The sequence below is a fragment of the Maricaulis sp. genome (assembly GCF_030149235.1).
In the GTDB taxonomy this organism is placed as follows: Bacteria; Pseudomonadota; Alphaproteobacteria; order Caulobacterales; family Maricaulaceae; genus Maricaulis.
In genome coordinates, this window is sequence record NZ_JASBRW010000081.1 from 1 (window position 1) to 20628 (window position 20628).

17 protein-coding genes are annotated in these 20628 nt (G+C 61.9%); 11 read left to right on the forward strand and 6 right to left on the reverse strand.

Annotated features, from left to right (window positions below; translation table 11 throughout):
* Nucleotides 1–124: 124 nt before the first annotated feature.
* On the reverse strand, nucleotides 125–988 hold the full coding sequence (coxB, locus tag Q1V51_RS12080) for a cytochrome c oxidase subunit II (RefSeq protein WP_300556691.1): 864 nt from the start codon (nucleotides 986–988) through the stop codon (nucleotides 125–127).
* Nucleotides 989–1236: 248 nt separating this feature from the next.
* On the opposite strand from coxB, the gene Q1V51_RS12085 reads away from it, so the two are divergent.
* The 4 genes from Q1V51_RS12085 (at nucleotide 1237) to Q1V51_RS12100 (ending at nucleotide 6740) form a co-directional block, all read left to right on the forward strand.
* Nucleotides 1237–1791, forward strand: a complete 555-nt coding sequence (locus tag Q1V51_RS12085; RefSeq protein ID WP_300556693.1) for a tetratricopeptide repeat protein — start codon at nucleotides 1237–1239, stop codon at nucleotides 1789–1791.
* A 110-nt stretch (nucleotides 1792–1901) separates the two neighbouring features.
* Entirely contained in the window at nucleotides 1902–3317 is a 1416-nt protein-coding gene (tldD, locus tag Q1V51_RS12090; RefSeq protein ID WP_300556695.1) for a metalloprotease TldD, read from the forward strand.
* Nucleotides 3318–3453: 136 nt separating this feature from the next.
* Nucleotides 3454–5595 (forward strand): TonB-dependent receptor, encoded by a 2142-nt coding sequence (locus tag Q1V51_RS12095; RefSeq protein WP_300556697.1) that lies wholly within the window; start codon nucleotides 3454–3456, stop codon nucleotides 5593–5595.
* Between the two features lie 173 nt (nucleotides 5596–5768).
* The gene (locus Q1V51_RS12100; RefSeq protein WP_300556699.1) at nucleotides 5769–6740 is read left to right on the forward strand and encodes a pepsin/retropepsin-like aspartic protease family protein; all 972 of its coding nucleotides are present in this window, start codon (nucleotides 5769–5771) and stop codon (nucleotides 6738–6740) included.
* A gap of 75 nt (nucleotides 6741–6815) precedes the next feature.
* Here the strand turns inward: Q1V51_RS12100 and Q1V51_RS12105 are convergent, their stop codons facing one another.
* The 3 genes from Q1V51_RS12105 to Q1V51_RS12115 form a co-directional block, all read right to left on the reverse strand.
* Nucleotides 6816–8645, reverse strand: coding sequence for a peptide MFS transporter (locus tag Q1V51_RS12105; RefSeq protein ID WP_300556701.1), 1830 nt, complete (start codon nucleotides 8643–8645; stop codon nucleotides 6816–6818).
* A 122-nt stretch (nucleotides 8646–8767) separates the two neighbouring features.
* On the reverse strand, nucleotides 8768–10144 hold the full coding sequence (locus Q1V51_RS12110; RefSeq protein WP_300556703.1) for a glutamate--cysteine ligase: 1377 nt from the start codon (nucleotides 10142–10144) through the stop codon (nucleotides 8768–8770).
* A 92-nt stretch (nucleotides 10145–10236) separates the two neighbouring features.
* Nucleotides 10237–10995 (reverse strand): 16S rRNA (uracil(1498)-N(3))-methyltransferase, encoded by a 759-nt coding sequence (locus Q1V51_RS12115; RefSeq protein WP_300556705.1) that lies wholly within the window; start codon nucleotides 10993–10995, stop codon nucleotides 10237–10239.
* Nucleotides 10996–11075: 80 nt separating this feature from the next.
* On the opposite strand from Q1V51_RS12115, the gene ubiA reads away from it, so the two are divergent.
* The 5 genes from ubiA (at nucleotide 11076) to Q1V51_RS12140 (ending at nucleotide 15401) form a co-directional block, all read left to right on the forward strand.
* Nucleotides 11076–12005 (forward strand): 4-hydroxybenzoate octaprenyltransferase, encoded by a 930-nt coding sequence (gene ubiA / locus Q1V51_RS12120; protein ID WP_300556707.1) that lies wholly within the window; start codon nucleotides 11076–11078, stop codon nucleotides 12003–12005.
* Complete coding sequence (locus Q1V51_RS12125) at nucleotides 12002–12658, forward strand: 50S ribosomal protein L11 methyltransferase (RefSeq protein ID WP_300556709.1); 657 nt, start codon at nucleotides 12002–12004, stop codon at nucleotides 12656–12658. The genes ubiA and Q1V51_RS12125 overlap by 4 nt, the downstream gene beginning before the upstream one ends.
* Nucleotides 12659–12799: 141 nt before the next feature.
* Nucleotides 12800–13231, forward strand: a complete 432-nt coding sequence (locus Q1V51_RS12130; protein ID WP_300556711.1) for a MarR family winged helix-turn-helix transcriptional regulator — start codon at nucleotides 12800–12802, stop codon at nucleotides 13229–13231.
* Nucleotides 13232–13270: 39 nt separating this feature from the next.
* Complete coding sequence (locus Q1V51_RS12135; RefSeq protein WP_300556713.1) at nucleotides 13271–14047, forward strand: enoyl-CoA hydratase-related protein; 777 nt, start codon at nucleotides 13271–13273, stop codon at nucleotides 14045–14047.
* Nucleotides 14048–14057: 10 nt separating this feature from the next.
* Nucleotides 14058–15401: a serine hydrolase gene (locus tag Q1V51_RS12140; RefSeq protein ID WP_300556715.1), complete on the forward strand. Its 1344-nt coding sequence runs from the start codon at nucleotides 14058–14060 to the stop codon at nucleotides 15399–15401.
* Here Q1V51_RS12140 and Q1V51_RS12145 read toward each other — a convergent pair.
* On the reverse strand, nucleotides 15398–15838 hold the full coding sequence (locus Q1V51_RS12145) for a BLUF domain-containing protein (RefSeq protein WP_300556717.1): 441 nt from the start codon (nucleotides 15836–15838) through the stop codon (nucleotides 15398–15400). The two genes, Q1V51_RS12140 and Q1V51_RS12145, sit on opposite strands and share 4 nt — an antisense overlap.
* A gap of 182 nt (nucleotides 15839–16020) precedes the next feature.
* Between Q1V51_RS12145 and Q1V51_RS12150 the strand changes: the two genes are divergently transcribed.
* Entirely contained in the window at nucleotides 16021–17532 is a 1512-nt protein-coding gene (locus Q1V51_RS12150) for a UbiD family decarboxylase (protein ID WP_300556719.1), read from the forward strand.
* Nucleotides 17522–17869 (forward strand): hypothetical protein, encoded by a 348-nt coding sequence (locus tag Q1V51_RS12155; RefSeq protein WP_300556721.1) that lies wholly within the window; start codon nucleotides 17522–17524, stop codon nucleotides 17867–17869. The genes Q1V51_RS12150 and Q1V51_RS12155 overlap by 11 nt, the downstream gene beginning before the upstream one ends.
* A 53-nt stretch (nucleotides 17870–17922) precedes the next feature.
* Here Q1V51_RS12155 and Q1V51_RS12160 read toward each other — a convergent pair whose 3' ends face one another.
* Nucleotides 17923–19860: a prolyl oligopeptidase family serine peptidase gene (locus Q1V51_RS12160; RefSeq protein WP_300556723.1), complete on the reverse strand. Its 1938-nt coding sequence runs from the start codon at nucleotides 19858–19860 to the stop codon at nucleotides 17923–17925.
* Nucleotides 19861–20628 lie beyond the last annotated feature (768 nt).

Here is a 20628-nt window from a genome sequence, read left to right on the forward strand (position 1 = left end):
CGAAGATCAGGTACATCGTGCCGATGTCTTTGTGGTTGGTGGAGTAAACCCACCGCTTCCAGTCCCACATGCTGGGGGTGTGATCGTCGTGCATTGCTGCGTCAGCCATTGCTCGGCCCTTCCCTTAGTCCAGCTGCGCCAGGCGCGTTTCACGCGCGGCGGTATATTCGGTGATCAGTTGATAAGCGTCCGAAGAGTACGGGTCCTCGGAGGACAGCTCGATCCAGCGATCGAAGACGTCCTGGCTCACGACATGAACTTCGATCGGCATAAAGGCGTGACGGATGCCGCAGAGCTCGGAGCACTGGCCGTAATAGACGCCTTCGCGGTCAACGCGGAACCAGGTCTCGTTGATGCGGCCCGGGATGGCGTCCATCTTCGAACCGAAAGCCGGCATGGCCCAGTTGTGGATGACGTCGCCCGCGGTGACCTGCAGGCGGACCGTGGTGTTGACCGGGATCACGATCGGCTGGTCGACAGCCAGGTTACGCGGCTGGTCCGGGCGCAGATCCGCTTCCGGGACCATCGTTGAGGCATATTCCTCGATACCGTGATCGGGATACTCATAGCCCCAATACCACTGATAGCCGACAGCCTTGATGGTGAACTCCGATTCCGGGATCTCGTCCTGGAAGTAGAGGATGGGGAAGGAGAAGAAGGAGATGAAGATCAGGATCAGGATCGGAACACCCGTCCAGATCACCTCGATCGTGGTGTTGTGGCTGAATTTCTTCGGCTCCGGATTGGCGCTACGGCGGTAGCGGATCATTACATAGGCCAGCAGGCCCATGACCAGGAGCGTAATCGGGATGATGATCCACAGCATCAGATTATGGAAATCATTCACCCGGTCCATGATCGGCGTAACACCGGGCTGGAATCCGAGAGCACCATCGGTGGGCTGTCCATAGACCGGAGCCGCAAGAGCACCGTCAGAGATCATGGCCCAGGTCAGGGCGGTGAGCGCGAAGGCTGTCAGAAGACGCATGGCTTCCCCATACAAGTCAGGCGTGAAGGCAGGCACCCCTGCCGATTGGCGCGGAATATAGAGCCGGACTTCCCTGCTGTCAGGTCATCTACGGTATTTTTTGTAGTACGGATCGCAGAGCGTCGAAAAATGCCCGGAAAACTAATCAGGACAAGGCGTTTCGCCTTTACCCAAAGCGCTTTGCGCTGGGTCCGGTCGGTTTCGTGTGCTAACTTAATACCCCGGATGACCCCTGCCTGGAGGCGATGATGCGTCCTTATGTCCCAATCCTGGCTCTGATCGCGATGATTTCGGCTCCGGCCGCCGCTCAAGTCACGGTGTTTGGCGAATCACACGCCGCATCCTGCTATCAATCTGCCGTTTCGGCGCGCTCGGACATCTATGCCCTGACCGATTGCGAGCAGGCGCTCGACCGCCGCCAGCTGCCGCGCCGGGACCGGGCAGCGACGCATATCAACATGGGCATCATCCTGCTGCACAGCGGACAGTATGAAGACGCGCTGGCGTCATTTGACGAGGCCGAGGCGCTCAATATCGGGATGCGAAGCGCGCTCGCCGTGAATCGCTCCAGTGCCCTGATCCGCATCGGCCGCTTTGATGACGCCCTGGTCCAGACCGGCATTGCGATCGACGCAGATGAAGCCAATATCGCCGATGCCTGGTTCAACCGTTCCATGGTACTGGAACGCCTCGGTGACCTTCCCGGCGCCTATCGGGCACTGAGCCGGGCCCTGGAAGAACGCCCCGGCTGGCCCCTCGCCCAGCGCGAAATGGATCGCTTCTCTGCCCAAGACGGCAGCTAGGCCCGTCCACACGGTTCGCAGTTTTCCTGCCGCCAGCGAGTTTCCTCTGGCCCCGGGCTCCACTATGTCTTTATGCAACAAACGCAAACACGAGGACCGGGACCGAAACCATGAGTGATGATCCGATCGAACAGTTCGATTTCGACGCCGACAGCGTTCACCCGGTCCTGGCCGATGCCATGCACGGTGCCGATGATGGCGAGCTATTCCTGGAAACGGCGAGCTCGGAAGCCCTGGTCTTCGATGACGGCCGGCTGAAGTCCGCCAGCTTCGATGCCGAACGCGGCTTCGGTCTGCGCTGCGTCGCCGGCGAAGCCTACGGCTATGCCCACTCCTCTGATCCGACCCTGGATGCGGTCAAGCGAGCCGCCGAAACCGCCAGCGCGGTCAAACGCGGTGCACCGGCAACATTGGCTCCACCGCCGCCTGGCACCAATCGCAAACTTTATGACAGCGTCGATCCGGTCGCCGCGCCGGGCTTCGAGGTCAAATCCGCCCTGCTGCAGGAGATCGATGCCTATTGCCGCGCCAAGGATGCCAGCGTCGTCCAGGTCAGCGCCTCCCTGGCCGGTTCGCGCCGGGCGATCTCGATCATTCGCGCCGATGGCGACATGAAAACCGATATCCGCCCGCTGGTCCGGCTCAATGTCTCCGTGACCGTCGAGCGCGATGGCCGCCGCGAAACCGGTTCCGCTGGCGCCGGTGGACGCGCCCTGTTCGATGCCTGGATCAAGCCGGAGGCCTGGAAAGGCCTGGCGGACGAAGCCCTGCGCATTGCCCGTGTGAATCTCGACGCGGTCGACGCACCAGCCGGTGTCATGGATGTCGTGCTCGGCGCCGGCTGGCCAGCCGTTCTGCTGCACGAAGCCGTCGGTCACGGGCTGGAAGGCGATTTCAACCGCAAGGGTTCCTCCGCCTTCGCAGGCCGCATCGGCGAGCGGGTGGCCGCCGACGGTGTGACGGTGATCGATGACGGCACCATGCCGGAGCGCCGCGGCTCTCTGACCATTGATGATGAAGGCACGCCGACCGAGCGCTCCGTGTTGATCGAGGACGGCATTCTTGTCGGCTATATGCAGGACCGGATGAATGCCCGCCTGATGGGCCAGAAGCCGACCGGCAATGGACGGCGCCAGTCCTTCGCCCACGCACCGCTGCCGCGCATGACCAATACCTATATGCTCGGCGGCTCGCACAAGCGCGAGGAAATGGTTGAAAGCCTGAAGGACGGTATCTACGCCGTGAACTTCGGGGGCGGACAGGTCGACATTACCTCCGGCAAGTTCGTCTTCCAGTGCACCGAGGCCTATCGCGTCATCGACGGCAAGATCGAGGCGCCGGTCAAAGGCGCGACACTGATCGGCGATGGCCCCAGCGCTCTGACCCAGATCACCATGATCGGCGATGATTTCGAGATGGACCCCGGTGTCGGCGTGTGTGGCAAGGCCGGTCAGGGCGTACCGGTTGGCGTGGGTCAGCCGAGCCTGAAGATCGCCGGCCTGACCGTCGGTGGCGCCGGCGGCTAACGCCTTACATTACCGATCGCTAACACCTCTCACGCGGCTGTGACCCTTGTTACGGAAGGTTACATATTAATTCCGGCTGCGCTGGATTATCCCTCTTCCCGGGAATGTTGGGCGGGCAGAGCACCCTGGGGATTTCATGCGAGGGTTTTATCTCAACGCGGTGGCTTGCACCGCTCTGATGACGGCAATCGGAACACCGGCATCAGCTTTACAGACGGAGATCGCCGCGGACTGCCTGGCGGCAGCCATTGGCGGCTGTGCGACCGTTGCGGCCAGCCATGTGGCAACGAGCAATGGCGTCGCCGTCTATGCGGCCGCTTTCTTCCAGACCTATTCACCCGTCACCGCCTTGGACATGGTTCAGCGTGTACCCGGATTTTCCCTGTCCGGGGGCGATGAAGGCCGACGCGGCCTGGCGGACAGTTTCGGCAATCTCCTGATCAATGGCGCACGCCCGTCGAACAAATCACTGTCCCTGCAGACCGTGTTGCAGCGTATTCCGATGGCCGATGTCGAGCGTATCGAACTGGTCCAGGAAGCCCTGCCGCAATACGACATGCGCGGCCATGCACGTCTGGTGAATGTGATCCTGCGCGAAGGTGCGGGCAATTCCGGCAGTTATTCGGTAGTCGCTCGCCTGTCTGACGCCAACCGCGTTGGTCCGGGCGTCGATGCGTCCTACACCATGCGCGTCGGGGCCGGTGAAATCACGGCCGGGATCGATGCCGGTTGGATGGGCAACCGGGTGCGCCGCCGCGAGGAATTGTGGACCGGTGGCGGCAATACGCTGGCCGAGCGCCGTTTCGACAATGACCAGCGTCACTACCAGGAGATCACCCCGACTTTCACGCTCAACTATCCGCTGTCCGATCGCTCCAACATCCTTTTCGATGCCCGCGCAAATTGGTGGGAGTGGCGCCGCACCCAGCGCTCCTTCATCGATGATTCTGCCGGGGATCCGCTGCGCTTCGAGCAGAACGCGACCGATAATAACGGCAATAGCTGGTCGGCCACGGCCACACATACGTACGAGCTGACCGATCAGCTCTCGCTGGAAACCATCGGCCTGATCAGCCGCGAGCAATGGGATGACGGCCCGGAAGCCTTCGAGACCTTCACCCCGGGCACCGGCTTTGTCGGCGCGATGATTTTCGAGGCCAATGGCGAATACGAGGAAACCGCACTGCGTTCGACCGTATCCTGGACCCCGAACGCACGACACAGCGTCGAATTCGGCGCCGAAACCGCGATCAATGCCCGCGATACGGCCTTCTTCCTGTTCGATGATGACGGCACCACGATCACGCCGATCAATGTCCCGGTCTCCGACACTCGGGTCGAGGAAACCCGCAGCGAGCTGTTTGCCAATCATGTCTGGTCGGTGAGCGACCGGCTCAGCCTGGAAACCGGCTTGCGCTATGAATTCTCCGAGATCGAGCAGACCGGGGATGCAGAACAGTCGCGCTCCTTCACCTATGCCAAACCGTCAGTGACGCTGACCTGGCGTCATGATGACGAGAACCGTTTCCGCGTCTCGGCGCGCCGCGATGTCGCCCAGCTCAGCTTCGGCAAATTCGCCAGCTCCATCGACTTGACCGACAATAACTCGGTGCTGGGCAATCCGGACTATGTGCCCCAGCGCACCTGGACGCTCGAGGCGGAATGGGAGCGCCGTTTTGGTGACGGCTCCTTCTCCCTCGTCGTCGGTCACGACTGGGTCCAGGATCTCGACGACTTTATCCCGATCATGTCCGGCGGGCAGGTCTTTGACGCACCGGGCAATATCGGTGATGGCACCAATCTGCGCGTCACCGCCAATCTGACCGCACCGCTCGACCGTTTCGGCCTCAACAATGCCGTGCTCGATGCCTTCCTGGAATGGTATAATACGGACGTCGAAGATCCGCTCACCTTCGAGAACCGGCCCTGGTCCGGCTATCGCGAATGGGAGTTGCGGCTGGATTATCGCCAGACCTTCCCGGAGGCCCAGATGGCCTGGGGCTGGGATTATTTCTGGCTCTCCAATGGCGAGATTTATCGGGCCCAGGAATTCCGCCAGCAGGGCTTCACCGATGGCGATCTGGACATCTATGTCGAAACAACACGCTATTGGGGTGTCACCATCCGCGCCGGCATCGATGGCGTCATCAACAACGGCGATGACCGCGAACGCATCTTCTATGACGGTTCGCGCGCCAACGGCATCATCGACGCCATCGAGTATCAGAACGCTTCGATGGGTGACACGGCCTATATTCGTGCGCGCGGCACGTTCTAACTCAATCTGCGGACCTATGGCGTTGATTTGTTCAACGCCATAGGAATTCGCGGATGATCATGCTAAGTTTGGAGTGCTGGGGCGTGGCGTTATCCGTTTGAACGATGGAAACGCCAATTAAATGCACTGCGCCGTACCGCGATCAGCGGGCGTGATGCAGGCAAGGAGGCCTTATGCTTCAAAACCTACTGCGCTCTAGTGCGACCGCAGCCCTGTTCCTGTCCCTCACCGCAGCCCCGCTCCTGGCTCAGGATGTCGAGCTCCCGGATCCGCCGCAGACGCTGCAGATGCACCGCGTCGCTGATACATTCCTGGCACTGCCGGTGAGCATCGGTGACGGCGAGCCAATGAACTGGATTCTTGACACCGGGGCGAGCCACTCGGCCATCGCCCAGACCATTGCCGAGGAGCTCGGCTTCGTCTCAGCCCGGCAAGCGCTTGCGCCGGAGCTTGACCCGGTCCAGACCCTGACCCGCATGTATGATGCGGAACGGTTCTGGACCCGTGACATGTCGATCGCCGGCCAGCCGCTGCAGGACATCAACATGGTCGTCGTACCCGTGCCGCCGGAAGGGCCAAGCATCGCCGCTGGCCTACTCGGCTATGACGCCTTCGCCGAACACGATCTGCGGATCAATTTCGATACCGGCGAGCTGGTACTGGGCGAACAGACCGTCGAGCACACCGATGCCCGCATCGCCCCGGACCGCCAGCTCATCTTCGCCGCCGCCCGCGTGGGCGCGCCGCGGCGTTATGCCCGCGTGCTGATCGACAGCGGCTCACCCGTCACGCTGGTCAATAATGAACTGAAACAGGCCCTCTCCTCCGGCGGCGTGCAATTGCGCACGATCACCGGCGTTGACGGTCTGCGCAACGAGCAGGCCGCGCCGGTTGTGCTGCGCAATCTGCGCGTCGGCGGGGTGTGCCTCGGCCGGCAGTCGGCCTTGCATGCGGACCTGGATATTTTCGATGCCCTGGGCTGGGACGATGAACCCGCCATTCTCATCGGCATGGACCTACTGCCCTATATCGAGATGACGCTCGACAAGGAGAGCGGCGCAGTAGAGATCTCCGCCGTCCGTGACCAGGATGTCTGCGACCAGCGCGTGCAGTGGGACAGGCGCTTCGGCGATCAGCCTGCCTGATTAGAGCGCCAGAGAAGGCAAAAGGCCGCGGAGCACATGCTCCGCGGCCTTCCTGTTTGGGTGTTGTGGGCGCGCTTACGACGCGTCAGAGGAGCGGTCAATGGAGGAACCGCCCGCCTCGGTCTCACGCGGATGCGGCACCATGGTTTTCTCCGCATCGCCCATCAGCTTCTTGATCAGCGGCGCGATAATCAGCATGCCGACCGCAATCGCCATGGCGATCAGGCCCACCTGGGAATAGACCTCGGTATAACCTGCCTTGGCAGCCGCGACATCCGTCAGCTGACCACCAATCGTCTCGGCACCGGTGGTCGAGGCGATAATACCCGCCAGGAAGTTGGACAGGCCGGAATATAGGAACCAGGCGCCCATCGTCATGCCCACCACGCGGGCCGGGGCCAGCTTGGTCACAGCTGACAGACCGACCGGGGAAAGCATCAGCTCACCCATGGTATGGATCCAGTAGATCAGGAACACGAAGTAGACCGCGGTCAGGCCCGCCTCACCGGACAGCCCCATGCCGAAGACCAGGGCATAGAAACCCAGCCCCGCCATGAAGACACCCAGGGCGAATTTCACTGGCGTGGACGGGTTACGCCCTTTCTTGGCCAGCGAGATCCAGAGCCAGGCCATCAGAGGCGCAAACAGGAAGATGAAACCGGCATTCAAGCTCTGGAAGATCGGCGCCGGCACTTCCCAGCCGAACATGGTGCGATCCACCAGACGATCGGTGAACAGGTTCAGGGAAGACCCCGCCTGCTCGAACAGGGCCCAGAACGGGATCTGCGCCAGGACGAAGTAGATCGCCGCGAACATCTGGCCGCGTTCCGCACCCTTGGTCTTGAACGTGGCATAGCCGACCAGGAAGAGCAGCATGATCAGGCCAAGCGGGCCCAGAACGCCACCCATATATTCCGGGTTCATCACCGCAATCATGGCGGTGGCAACAATGGCCAGACCGGCAAGGTAGCACGCCATCTCGACATTGATCGGGCCGAAGACCTTCTCTTTCAGCTTCTCCGGATTCGGCGGTTCGGCGCGGCCTTCCAGCCAGCCCTGGAAGAACAGGAAGGTCAGCAGGCCCGCGACCATGCCGATGCCGGCAAGGCCGAAACCATACTTCCAGCCATAGGCAATACCGATATAGCCAATGATGACCGAAGCTAGGAAGGCCCCGATATTGATGCCCATGTAAAAGATGGTGAAGCCGGAATCCCGACGCGTATCACCCAACCCGTACAGCGTACCTACAATGGTGGAGATATTCGCCTTGAGGAAGCCGACACCGGCAATAATGAGAGCCAGCGCCAGATAGAGAATATTGACGTAGAGCTCCTCCTGCTCGACGCGGGTCATATCTTCCGAGAAGGGCAAGGTGGCCGGCAGGCCGAGGGCTTCCGGCTGCTCCAGCACGATCTGCGTCCCGCCTTCAGCAAAGCTCATGACCGACTGACCGGCTTCGCCGATGAGGATCTGGTTCACATTCTCACCGGAACCACGTCCATCAAGCGCGATCTGATACTCCGCACCTTCATAGGTGTAGATCTGTTGCGACCCGGACCCCTCGAACGCCATCAAGCCATGCCCGAGCACCAGCAGTATGGCACCATAGGTCACCGCCTTGCGCTGCCCGAGATATCGGTCGGCGAGTGTCCCGCCGATGATCGTCATGACGTAAACCAGGGCCGTATAGGCGCCGTAGATCAACGTCGACTGCGAGTCCGAGAACAGGAAATGCTGCGTCAGGTAAATGATCAGCAGCCCGCGCATCCCATAATAGGAGAAGCGCTCCCACATCTCGGTCAGGAATAGGATGGCCAAGCCTCGCGGGTGGCCGAAGAAGGACGTATCCCGCTTCTCTTCCGGTTGCGGCGCCTGGTCCGGCGTCGTTGTTGAATCTGTCACGAATTCCTCCCCATGCCCGCATGCGCGGGCGATACTCAATCGCGCGCACTTGACCATGCGGGGCGGGCCAGCTCAAGCCTTACGCGCTGTGGGGAAATTGAATTCGGCGTGATCTGTCGTGCCTAGTAAGCGCACTCGGTGAAGACCGGCTCGATCGAGCCGTTCCACTCGCCCTCGAAGCGAGCGATCAAATCCTCGGCCCGGGTGCGGCCGGATTTGACGATGTCGTCGAGCTCATCAAGGAAGAGGGCTTCATTCTCGCCATGGCCATTGAGCCGGGCGCGGGCATTAAGGCCCGAGCGGGAAATCTTCAGCACCTGGCGGGCCAGTTCCTGCATCGTGCCGCCGCCGGGCGCCGGGGCCTTGAGACCGAGCTTCGCCGCATCGATACGCAGTTGTTCACGCTCGTCCGCATTCCATCCCTTGACCAGATCCCAGGCTGCATCGAGAGCGGAGCCGTCATACATCAGACCGACCCAGAAGGCCGGCAGGGCGCACAGGCTGTCCCAGGCACCACTATCGGCGCCGCGCATTTCCAAGAAGGTCTTGAGGCGCACTTCCGGGAACAGCGTGGAGAGATGGTCTTCCCAATCGCTGATCACCGGCTTCTCGCCCGGCAGGATGTCCAGCTTGCCCTCGAGGAAATCGCGGAAATTCAGGCCCGTCGCGTCGAGATACGCGCCCTTGCGCTTGACGAAATACATCGGCACGTCGAGCGCCCAGTTGACGTAATTCTCAAAGCCGAAGCCGTCCTCGAAGACGAAGGGCAGCATGCCGGTGCGGTGGCGGTCGGTATCGGTCCAGATATGAGCGCGATAGGAGAGGAAACCGTTCAGCCCCTTGTCGGCAAAGGGCGAATTGGCGAACAGCGCCGTCGCGACCGGCTGCAGGGCCAGGGAAACGCGGAACTTCTTCGCCATATCGGCTTCATCGGAGAAGTCGAGATTGGTCTGCACCGTGGCCGAGCGGAACATCATCTGATGACCCAGCGTACCGACCTTGGGCATGTAGGCCTTCATCAGCCCGTAGCGGGCCTTGGGCATCATCGGAGTTTCTTCCAGCGACCATTTCGGCGAGAAGCCGAGGCCGAGGAAACCGGCGCCGATCTCGTCGGCCACCTCACGCACTTCGCGCAAATGCTTGTTCACCTCGCCACAGGTCTGGTGCACGTTTTCCAGCGGCGCGCCGGAGAGTTCAAACTGCCCGCCCGGCTCCAGCGTGATCGAGGCGCCGTCGCGCTTGAGCGCCACGATGTAACCGGCTTCGACAATCGCATCCCAACCGAAGCGCTGCAGACCCTGCAGCATTTTCAGAACCGTGGGACCGTCACCGTCATAGGCGAGCGGGGTGTGATCATTGAGGGCGAAACCGAATTTCTCGTGCTCAGTGCCGATACGGAAATCGCTTTCCGGCTTGCAGCCCTTGGCCAGATAAGCGCTCAGCTGTTCGAGATTCTCGATAGGCGCGCCTTCGCCGCCCTGATTATACGTGCCGCTCATTGAGCCCCCGCCAATCCGAATTTCCGCAACAGATATGTGGGTGTGGCGTATTGAACAAGGGTTCAGGTGTGAGAATCACGCCCTCGTGAGCGTCAGCTCCAATCGCCGCAGGCGCTCTGCCACAGGGTCAGCGCCGCAATCGCCGCCGTCTCGGCGCGCAATATGCGCGGCCCCAGCGAGACCGGGCGCACAAAGTCGAGCTGGCGCAGACGGTCGCGCTCCTCGGCTGAGAACCCGCCTTCCGGACCAATCAGGATCGCCGCCGGCCCCGGCCCGCCGAGCATGTCGCGCATGGCCGCAGCGCGGCCTGCATCGCCTCCCCAGGGCCGCGCGCCGTCATCTCCCGCTTCATCACAATAGATCAGGGTGCGGGAGGCATCCCAACCGTCGAGCACGCGATCGAGTTTTTCCAGCGCGGCAATCTCGGGCAGGTCGAGGCGTTCGGTCTGCTCAGCCGCTTCGCGGGCAATCGACCGGAAGCGCTCCTCATTGATGCGTTCGGACTGGGTGTGGGTCGTGGTCACCGGGCGGATGCGTTTGACGCCCAGCTCGGTGGCTTTCTCGACAATGAGGTCCGTCTTGGCCCGCTTGACCGGGGCGAAGAGGAGCTCGAGATCGGGTACGCCCGCCTGCTCGCGTGTCTGTTCAACAAGATCGAGGACAGCGTGCTTCTTGTTGGCATCGGCAATCTCGGCCTGCCACTCCCCGTCGCGGCCGTTGAAGAGCCGGACCGTATCGCCGGCCGAGCGGCGCATGACATTGATCAGATAATGGCTTTCTTCCTTGCCCAGAGGCAGGCGGGCACCGGAGGCAAGGTCGAGATCGAGATAAAGGCGCGGATCGGTTGTCATGCCTTCTGCTTTGCCGTGTGCTGCATCGCCGCGTCAAGCATGCCTTGAATTGGCCGCAGCCCGGTGCAAAAGGGGATCGTATGCAATTGAACTTCGACCGCCGTGTTGCCGATTCCCTGCCCCAGACCTGGGTGGATCGCGCGCCGCTGGCCATCCGTCCCTATCTGCGCCTGGCGCGCTATGACCGCCCGATCGGCTTCTGGCTGCTCGCCCTGCCATGCTGGATGGGGCTGGTCGCGGCCAATATCGGCAGTGGGCTGGGCCTGGGCGATCTCTATTACGCCCTCCTGTTCGCCGTCGGTGCCATTGCCATGCGCGGGGCAGGTTGCACCTATAATGACATCATCGACCGTGACCTCGACGCCCGGGTCGCCCGTACGGCGGACCGGCCGCTGGCGGCCGGGACTGTTACGCTGAAACAGGCCTGGGGTTTTCTCGGCCTGCAAAGCCTGGCCGGGCTGCTTGTTCTCATCCAATTGCCGCTGATCGCCATCCTGACCGGCCTGGCCGCCCTGCTCCTCGTTGCAGCCTATCCCTTCATGAAGCGGATCACCTGGTGGCCACAGGCCTGGCTCGGGCTGACCTTCAACTGGGGTGTTCCGGTCGCCTGGGTTGCGGCCTCGGGCAGCTTCGAACCGGGCCTCTTCGCGCTTTATGGCGCCATGATCTTCTGGACGCTGGGCTATGACACGATCTACGCCCACCAGGACAGCGAAGACGATGCTCTGGTTGGCGTGCGCTCGACCGCGCGCCTGTTCGGCGAACACTCGCCCTACTGGATCAGCGGATTCTACCTGGTCACCGCGGTCCTGGCGGGGCTGACGCTCTACCTGCAGGCCGCCTCGCCCTTCGCGGTGATCCCGTTCGCCCTGTTCTCGGCGCACCTGTTCAACCAGATCCGCCGCCTCGACCCCGCCGACGGGATGCTGTGCCTGGACATCTTCAAATCCAACCGGACAACCGGGCTCTTGCTGGTGGCGACCTTCGCTGCCGCAGCCCTGCTGTCATGATCGACCCGGCCGAGCCGGCCGCTTTCATTGCTGCGCACACCGCCCTCATGGCGCCGCCGCTGGTTCCGGAGATTCAGCTGCACCTCGCGACAGAGAACGCGGACATCTGGCAGCAGACCGAGGAGGCCCTCGGCGATATGGGCCTGCCGCCGCCCTTCTGGGCCTTCGCCTGGGCCGGCGGACAGGCGCTTGGCCGCTATGTGCTGGACAATCCGGACATCGTCGCCGACAAGCGCGTGCTCGACTTTGCTGCCGGTGGTGCCATTGCCGGCCTCTGCGCCGCCCGGGCCGGCGCCGAACAGGTCATCGCCAGCGAACTGGACGCGTTTGCGATCGCGGCCTGTGAAGCCAATGCGCGCGTGAATGGCTACGACATCGAGACGGTGCTCGGCGACATTGCCGGTCGCGATGAGGGCTGGGATGTGGTTCTGGCCGGCGATGTCTTTTACGAAGAGGCACTGGCGCAGCAGCTCGGCGGCTGGCTGGAGCGCCTCGCCAAACGCGGCGCCCGCGTTCTCATCGGTGATCCCGGCCGGGCCTTTCTGCCAACCGGGAAGCTCGATCGGCTGGCCGAGTATTCCGTAGCGGTGACACGCGATCTTGAAGACCGTGAAATCCGTCAGGCCAAGGTCTGGCAATACAAGCGCGCTTGAGTGTCCAAGCCGGTATGAATCCGGAATTTTCCCAGAAAAAGTTTGCACACGAAACGTATTTATACGACACTAGATGCCCGGTCCCGATGTCGGCCCGGCGTGGCGTAGCGTCCCATTCACCGATTATCCGAGGAGAAGCCCATGGCCCGTGTTCGTGCCGTAGACCGCCGTCTGTTCCTGCTGCTCGAAATCGCCGCTCGCCGCCTTAATCGCGATATGGATGCGCGTCTCAAGGCCGAAGCGGGCGTGACCTCCGCGCAGGCCGCCGTGCTTTTCCTGCTGGCGCGCCGCGGTGAGCGCCGCATGGGCGAAATCGGTGACATGCTGTCACTCAACCCGCCTGCCGTGACCGGTCTGATCAATCGCATGGCCGCGCTCGACCTGGTGTCCAAGGCCGCCTCGCCCACAGACAAGCGTTCCGCCATTGTCTCCCTGACCGAAAAGGGCCGGGCAATGGGCGATGCCGCCGAGCACGTCTTCCGGGACATGAATAACGAGCTGGAGACGCGACTGGGTGACGAGGACAGCGATATGCTGCACCGGGTCCTGACCAATCTAGCCGTGGACGCCTGATCGCATTAACGTCGCCTCCAAATAAGAATGGAGGCTCGTGTGAGCGATTTGGTTTTGGTCGAAGATGCGGAAGGGATCCGCACCATCCGGTTTAACCGTCCGGACAAGAAGAATGCCCTGACGCGGGCCATGTATTCCGCTGCTGCCGAGGCACTGGAAAGCGGCGACGAGGATTCGTCGATCAAGGTCTTCATTATCGCCGGATCCGACGGCGTCTTTACTGCCGGCAATGATATCGTCGACTTCATGGAACGTCCGCCGCATGTCGGAGGGGGTAATCTTCCGCCAGTCGAGCGCTTCATGCGCGCGCTGTTCAGCGCCAAGAAGCCCGTTGTGGCCGCTGTTGACGGTCTGGCCATTGGCATTGGCGTCACCATGCTGCTGCATTGCGACATCATCTATTGCTCCAACCGCTCGACCTTCAAGACGCCGTTTGTCGATCTCGCCCTGGCGCCGGAATTCGGCTCCAGCCAGATCATGCCGCAATATCTCGGTCACGCCGTCGCGGCAGAACTCCTGATGCTGGGCAATACCTGGGGCGCCGACCGCGCCTATCAGACCGGCCTCGTCAACGGCACCACGGCTGCCGATGCGCTCGAGGAAACCGCCCGTATCGCCGCGCGCAGTCTCGCCGCCAAGGCGCCAGGCTCGCTGCGCACGGCCAAGGCACTGATGAAGCGTCCGCCGGAAGACATCACGGACCGCATCACCAAGGAAGGCGGCATGTTTGCCGAGCTCCTGCGTTCGGAAGAGTTCGCGGAGGCGGCTGCCGCCTTCATGGAGCGCCGCAAGCCCGACTTCTCGAAATTCGGCTAGGAGGCTGACCATGTTGCGTTGGATTGGCGGTATAACCGCTGCACTCGTGCTGGCCGCCATTGTGGCGCTGAATGTTTCCAAGGTCGGGCGGATCTACCTGCCTTCCGGAACCGGGATGACGGCGAAACAGCTGTGTTCGATGGTCTTCGTCTCCGGGCTGGAGGCGGACTATGCCCGATCGATCTATCTTGATCCGCTGATGGGTGAGGCCGCGGGCTTCATCAATGCCGATATCGATTATGATCGGCAGACCGTCTCGACCAATATCCTGGGCCTGTTCTACCGCCAGCATGCCGCCTATCGCGACGGTCTGGGCTGCACGCTGGTGCATCGCCGAGGCCAGTTCGACAGCGACCTGGCACTGCTGCCGCGACAGGACTTCCAGCCGCTCGAACTCGACACCGTGCATCGCGATGCGCATTTCGATGCCGCGGCACTGGAAGCGGCGGTTCTCGGCGGTTTTGATGCCCCGCAAGCCGACCGCCGCAATACGCTCGGCGTCGCCGTGCTGCACCAGGGCCGGCTCGTTGCCGAACATTATGCGCCCGCCGCGAGCCGCGAGACGCGCTTCCTCGGCTGGTCGATGACCAAATCCATCACCGCCACCCTCGCCGGTGCGCTGGAACAGGACGGCCGCATCGACATCACCGCGCAGAACGCCGTCCCGGCACTCGCCCCGGAAGGCCATGGGGACATCACGCTGGAACACCTGCTGCGCATGACGGGCGGGCTGGCCATCCATGAAGAAAACAACGGCATGGATCCCAATTCCCAGCAGCTCTTCACGGCGAGCGACATGGCGCGCTTTTCTGCCACCCGCCGGCAGTTCGCCGAGCCGGGCGAGCATTGGGAATACATGAGCGGCCAGACCAATCTGGCGATGAATGCCCTGCAGGCCGAGCTCGGCACGTCGCTGATGGACCAGCTTGCGGCAGTCCGGGCGGAGATTTTCGAGCCGATCGGGGTCTATTCCGCGATCATCGAACCCGATGAAGCCGGCACGCTGGTCGGCTCCTCCTACATGTATGCCACCACGCATGACTGGGCCCGCCTGGCGCAGCTCTATCTCGATGATGGCGTATGGGAGGGTGAACGCATCCTGCCGGAAGGCTGGGTCGAACGGGCCACGACCCCGACTGATGGCTCCAACGGGGCCTATGGCATCGGCTTCTGGCTCGCCACGGAGGGCGACAACCTGCCCGAGGGCACCTATTTCATGAATGGGTTCCAGATCCAGCTGGCCATGGTGCTGCCGGAGCAGGAACTGGTCATCGTCCGCTTCGGCGCCACCAATTACATCAGCGCCGGTGCCTTCGACATGACCCGGGCCATTGTGGCCTCGATGCGGAACTAGACCGCCCTGACCACGAGGGGCGGGGTTTCCGCCAAGACACCGTTCTGGATGGAGGTGCGGACATAGGCCCGCACCTCCGCGGCGGTCGGGACAAGTGTTTGAAGCTTTTTGACCAGGAGGGATGGCGTGGACTCCGGCCGGACCGCCCCAACGGCCCAGCTGAGGTATTCCCGGCCCTCGACGGGGACGCTTTCCAGCGCGCGCAGTTCGCCGAAGCGGTGGTCGGTGCGAAGGCTGCCCGTGAAAGCATCGAGCTCTACGGGCTCGCCCTCCAGTACCGTCAGGAAATACCCGGAGTCCCAGACCAGCGCCCCCGTAATCTGCCGGTCTATGCATGACTTCATGCAGTGCGCGAGGAGTTTGCCAAGATCGCCGCTCACCGCCCCAAGGCTGAGTTCGATACCGGCTCGTGACACCATCACACTAGAATTCAACATGCCGCCATCCCGCCGCCTGATCAGAGCGCCGGGTGTAGGCAGCGGATTTGAAAAATCATTCAAAAATAAGCCTCGAATTCGGCTCAAATTTTCGGCTTATTTGGCTCAAATGCGCTCGATTGCCTCAGGTGCTTTTTTTATTGCCTCAACCGCCCTAGTTTGCGGGGCAGAAGAGGACGCCCATGGCCTATAAATCGCTACGTGAATTCATCGACTTACTGGAAGAACAGGGGGATCTGGTCCGCATCGACCACCCGGTTTCCACCGACAAGGAGATGACCGAGATCCACAAGCGGACCCTGCATGCGGGAGGGCCAGCGCTGCTGTTTAATAACGTATTCAATGAGAAGGGCGAGAAGTCGCCCATGCCTTGCTTGGTGAACCTGTTTGGCACGGTCAAGCGCGTCGCCATGGCCGTGACGCTGGGCGATCAGAACCGCACCACGGGAGAGGAATTGCGCGAGGTTGGCGAACTGCTCGCCTTCCTGCGCCAGCCGGAACCGCCGCGCGGCATCAAGGATGCCATGGAGATGCTGCCGCTGGCCAAGACAGTGATGTCGATGCGGCCGAAAAACGTCTCCAAGGCCCCGTGCCAGGAGGTCGTGCTCACCGGCGATGATATCGATCTCGACAAATTGCCGATCCAGACCTGCTGGCCCGGCGAACCGGCGCCGCTGATCACCTGGCCGCTCGTCGTGACCCAGGGCCCCAATGTCGAGGGCGACCGCCAGGACGATTTCAATCTTGGCATTTACCGCATGCAGAAGCTGGGCAAGGACAAGACCTTGATGCGCTGGCTGAAGCATCGCGGTGGCGCGCAGCATTACCAGCGCTGGAAGGACAAGAAACCCGACCCCCTGCCGGCCGCTGCCGTGCTCGGTGCCGATCCGGGCACGATCCTGGCGGCTGTGACGCCGGTGCCCGACACCCTGTCGGAATACCAGTTCGCCGGCATTTTGCGCGGCAAGAAGGCCGAGCTGGTCGACTGCAAGACCATCCCGCTTAAAGTCCCCGCCGAGGCCGAGATCGTGCTCGAGGGCCATGTCATGCTCGACGAGTACGGTCCGGAAGGCCCCTATGGCGACCACACCGGGTATTATAACTCCGTCGAGCAATTCCCGGTGTTCAAGATCTCCGCCATCACCATGCGCAAGGATCCGATCTATCTGACCACCTATACCGGCCGCCCGCCGGACGAGCCGGCCGTGCTCGGCGAAGCCCTCAACGAGGTCTTCATCCCGCTCCTGCAGCAGCAATTCCCGGAAATTCTCGACTTCTGGCTACCACCGGAAGGCTGTTCCTACCGCATCGCCGTGATCTCGATGAAGAAGGCCTATGCTGGCCATGCCAAGCGCGTGATGATGGGCGCCTGGTCCTTCCTTCGGCAGTTCATGTACACCAAGTGGATCATCGTCGTGGACGAGGACATCAATGCGCGCGACTGGAAGGATGTGATGTGGGCCGTCTCCACCCGCATGGACCCGGCCCGCGACATTGTCACGGTGGAAAACACCCCGATCGACTATCTCGACTTCGCCTCGCCGGTCTCCGGCCTGGGCTCGAAGATCGGCCTCGACGCCACTAACAAGATCGGCAATGAAACCCAGCGCGAATGGGGCGAGAAGCTGGACATGGATGCGGCTACGAAGGCCAAGGTGGATGAGATCTGGGGCGAGCTGGGGATTGAGGTCTGAGCGCGAAAACACCAGGCAGCAGATTTCGCTCTTCGATCAGGAGAAATGGGTCGATCGAGAGATCGGTTATCTGGCTGTGAATGCCGAAGACGTCGCAGAATGTCTGGGATGGATGTGCGAGCAGTCCTTTGATGACTTCGATTATTTCCGAGTGCTTGTCGCTGAACAGCAAGGCAAGAAGATCGCCATACTAAGCCGCCCCCGGTCACCGCGGCCAGGTTCAGACGTCTTCGTCACCGACGGCGCCGGGGCATCAGACGTCCGCGCACTGCTTAGCCTTTGCAACACTCTTACCGACCACCGGTTCGTCGACATCAAGGGCAATCCACTCCCCTAGCGAGCAGCGTCGTCACGACTTGCACCGAGGGGGATATGTATCCCCGTCCGCCCCTACTGCGCCGGGAAATGCGCGTCGAGGAAGGCGCCCACCGACTGCAGCACCTGCAGGCGTGACGCCTCATGGCCGAAATAGTGGTTCTCGCCCTCGATCACGAGCAGCTCAGTGTCCTGACCTCCGCGCGCCTCGATGAAACGCTCGGAGTGCAGTACCGGAACAACAAGGTCTTCCTCGCCATGGATGAGCAGAACCGGGATGTCGTACTCGGCGCTGCGCTGGACCGGTGAGATCGCCGCCCAATGGGCGTCGTCACCGAAACGGCTACCGATATAGCGCTCCCAATAGCGCGTCGCACTGCGGCTGCCATAGGTCTCCGCGAACATGGCCTGGGGCTCGGTCACGGGCGCCATGGCGATGGTGCATTCAACACCGTTCTGATCGAGCAGGGGCAGCATCAGCGCCGCATAGCCGCCATAGCTGGCTCCGAAGGCGCAATAGCCGCCATCGCGAGCCACGCCTTCGGCAACGAGATGTTGCGCGCCATCGATCATGTCGGTGATCATGCCGTCGGCGAACTCGTTGTGTCCGGCCTCGATAAAGGCCTGGCCATAGCCGGAGGAGCCGCGGAAATTCGGCCGCAGGACGGCATAGCCCTTCTCGGCGAGATAATTAGCATAGGTGTCGAGCTGCCCGCTGTCACGTGCCTGCGGACCGCCATGGGGCATCAGTATGAGCGGAAACGGGCCATCGGCCCGGCTCATTCCCGGCGGCAGGGTGAGATAGGCCGGGATATCCAGCCCGTCGCGTGCCGTATAGCTGAAACTCTCGGTCACCGGGATCGTGCGGCCATTGAAATTGACATATTCATCGCCAGCGACCGACACGCTGCCCGCGCCGCGGTCATAGAGATAGTAAGTGGTCGAGCGGCCTATATCATGACCCGCCGCAATGATGACCTGACGGTCCTGGGACCAGTTCACCACCACGACATTTTCATGCGGCAAGGCGCCCGACAGAGCGGTTTGAACGCGCTCCAGTTCGCCATCGATATAGGTCCGCACCGGCAGGTCCCGTCCGATCCCGGCAAACGCCACCAGATCGCCGGTATAGCGATCGATGATCGGCCGGGCACGCGAAACGCCCTCGCCGAATGAGGTGCGCTCGCCGGTCTCAAGGTCAACGCGGACAAGCCCGACTTCACCCGGAATCCACACCGCCAGAGCACGGCCTTCATCCATGACACCATAAACAACGGGCAGCTCGACCTCGTGTTCGGCGCGATAAAGATCCATCCGGCCGCCGCTCAGGCGCCGGATCGTGAACTCGCCAGACCGGCGATCATGGATGACCGCAGCGATTTCATTGCCTTCCGCATCATGAACAATATCGCGCATGGAGCCGTTCTCATTGCGCAGGAAATCATCAACATCGCCGGTATCAAGCTCCACCGTCTGAACGATGAGCTGGTATTCATTGTCATCGCGCAGGCGGCTCATACTTCGGGTGGACACGTTGCGGATCGTGTTCACCTCGATGGCGATTCGCGTTGGGTCATTGGTCAACAGCGAGGTGACATTGGTAAGATCACCAAAGCGCCCGCCATAATCGCCCAGCAGCATCACGGTTTCACCGGTCGTGACATTCGACGACATCAGGCGCGTATAGACCACGTCGCGATTGCCTGAGGAGGTTGGAACGGTCGCGTATTGGGAGATCTCGGAGAGGATGTAATCATCGCTCGCCCAGTACATGCCGAGAATACGTGTCTCGGAGGACCCGGAAATCCCACGCATGGGCGTCTGACCTGTTAGGTCATGGATGCAGACACCGCGAACGCCATTCATGCGGCACCCCAGCGCCAGCTTGTTCCCATCCGGCGAAATCTGAGCGCTCCAGGCCGATGGCAGGATGGCGTAAAGCTCTTCGAGCGTTTGTGCTGAAACGCTGGACCAACCGAAAAGGGCCGCAAAAGCAGCCAGAAATACCCGCATCGTCTCCCCCCAGGATTAGTGCGCGCCCGAAGTAAGTCATGGATACGCCGAGATGGTCAAGAAGCGCCGAACAACAATCCACAGTTGAATAATTCTATGCCTGGAGGACCACGGGGGACCAGGCGTTATCCCGGGGTGGATGTCTCTGGGCGCTGGCGGTTCCTGGAGTCATCGACGTTTGTGTCTCTACCAGGCCCCGGAATAAATCCGGGGGAAAATGGGGCAGGATATCAACACTTAAACCCCTCATCCCGGACTTGTTCCGGGACCTAGAGAGGTCACGCTCGACGTCATCGAGGTCCCGGATCAAGCCCGGGATGAGGGAGAATAATCCACGGCCCGTAAAGCTCGGCGATAATCCCCCAAGCTCCCGGGATGAGAGGCGATGTGCACGTCGATATCGCCCGGGGGCCAGCGGAGCCTGTCCGCGGTGGGTGCGGTGACGCGCATCCACCTCCGGCAGGGCGTCGGGGAACGTCGCAGCGGCACTAAACGACCGACCGCTTTTACGTCCCCGGTTGGACACGGTCCGGAGACGGTCCGGGAAAGCTCCGCGTGCGGGATGCCAGTCATGCCACACAACTACACAACAGATACCGGCACGGCCGGCATTCCGCACGTCCTCTCCTCTTGGAGGGCTTCAGGCCCTCCGAGCGAGAACCCTTGTCTGGATGGTTGCGGAATGGAGATTTTCAATGAAACGCCATCGCTGGAGAAACCCCACGGCGCGTGAGCCGACCAGGGGCTGATCCAACCAAAGCGCCCCTC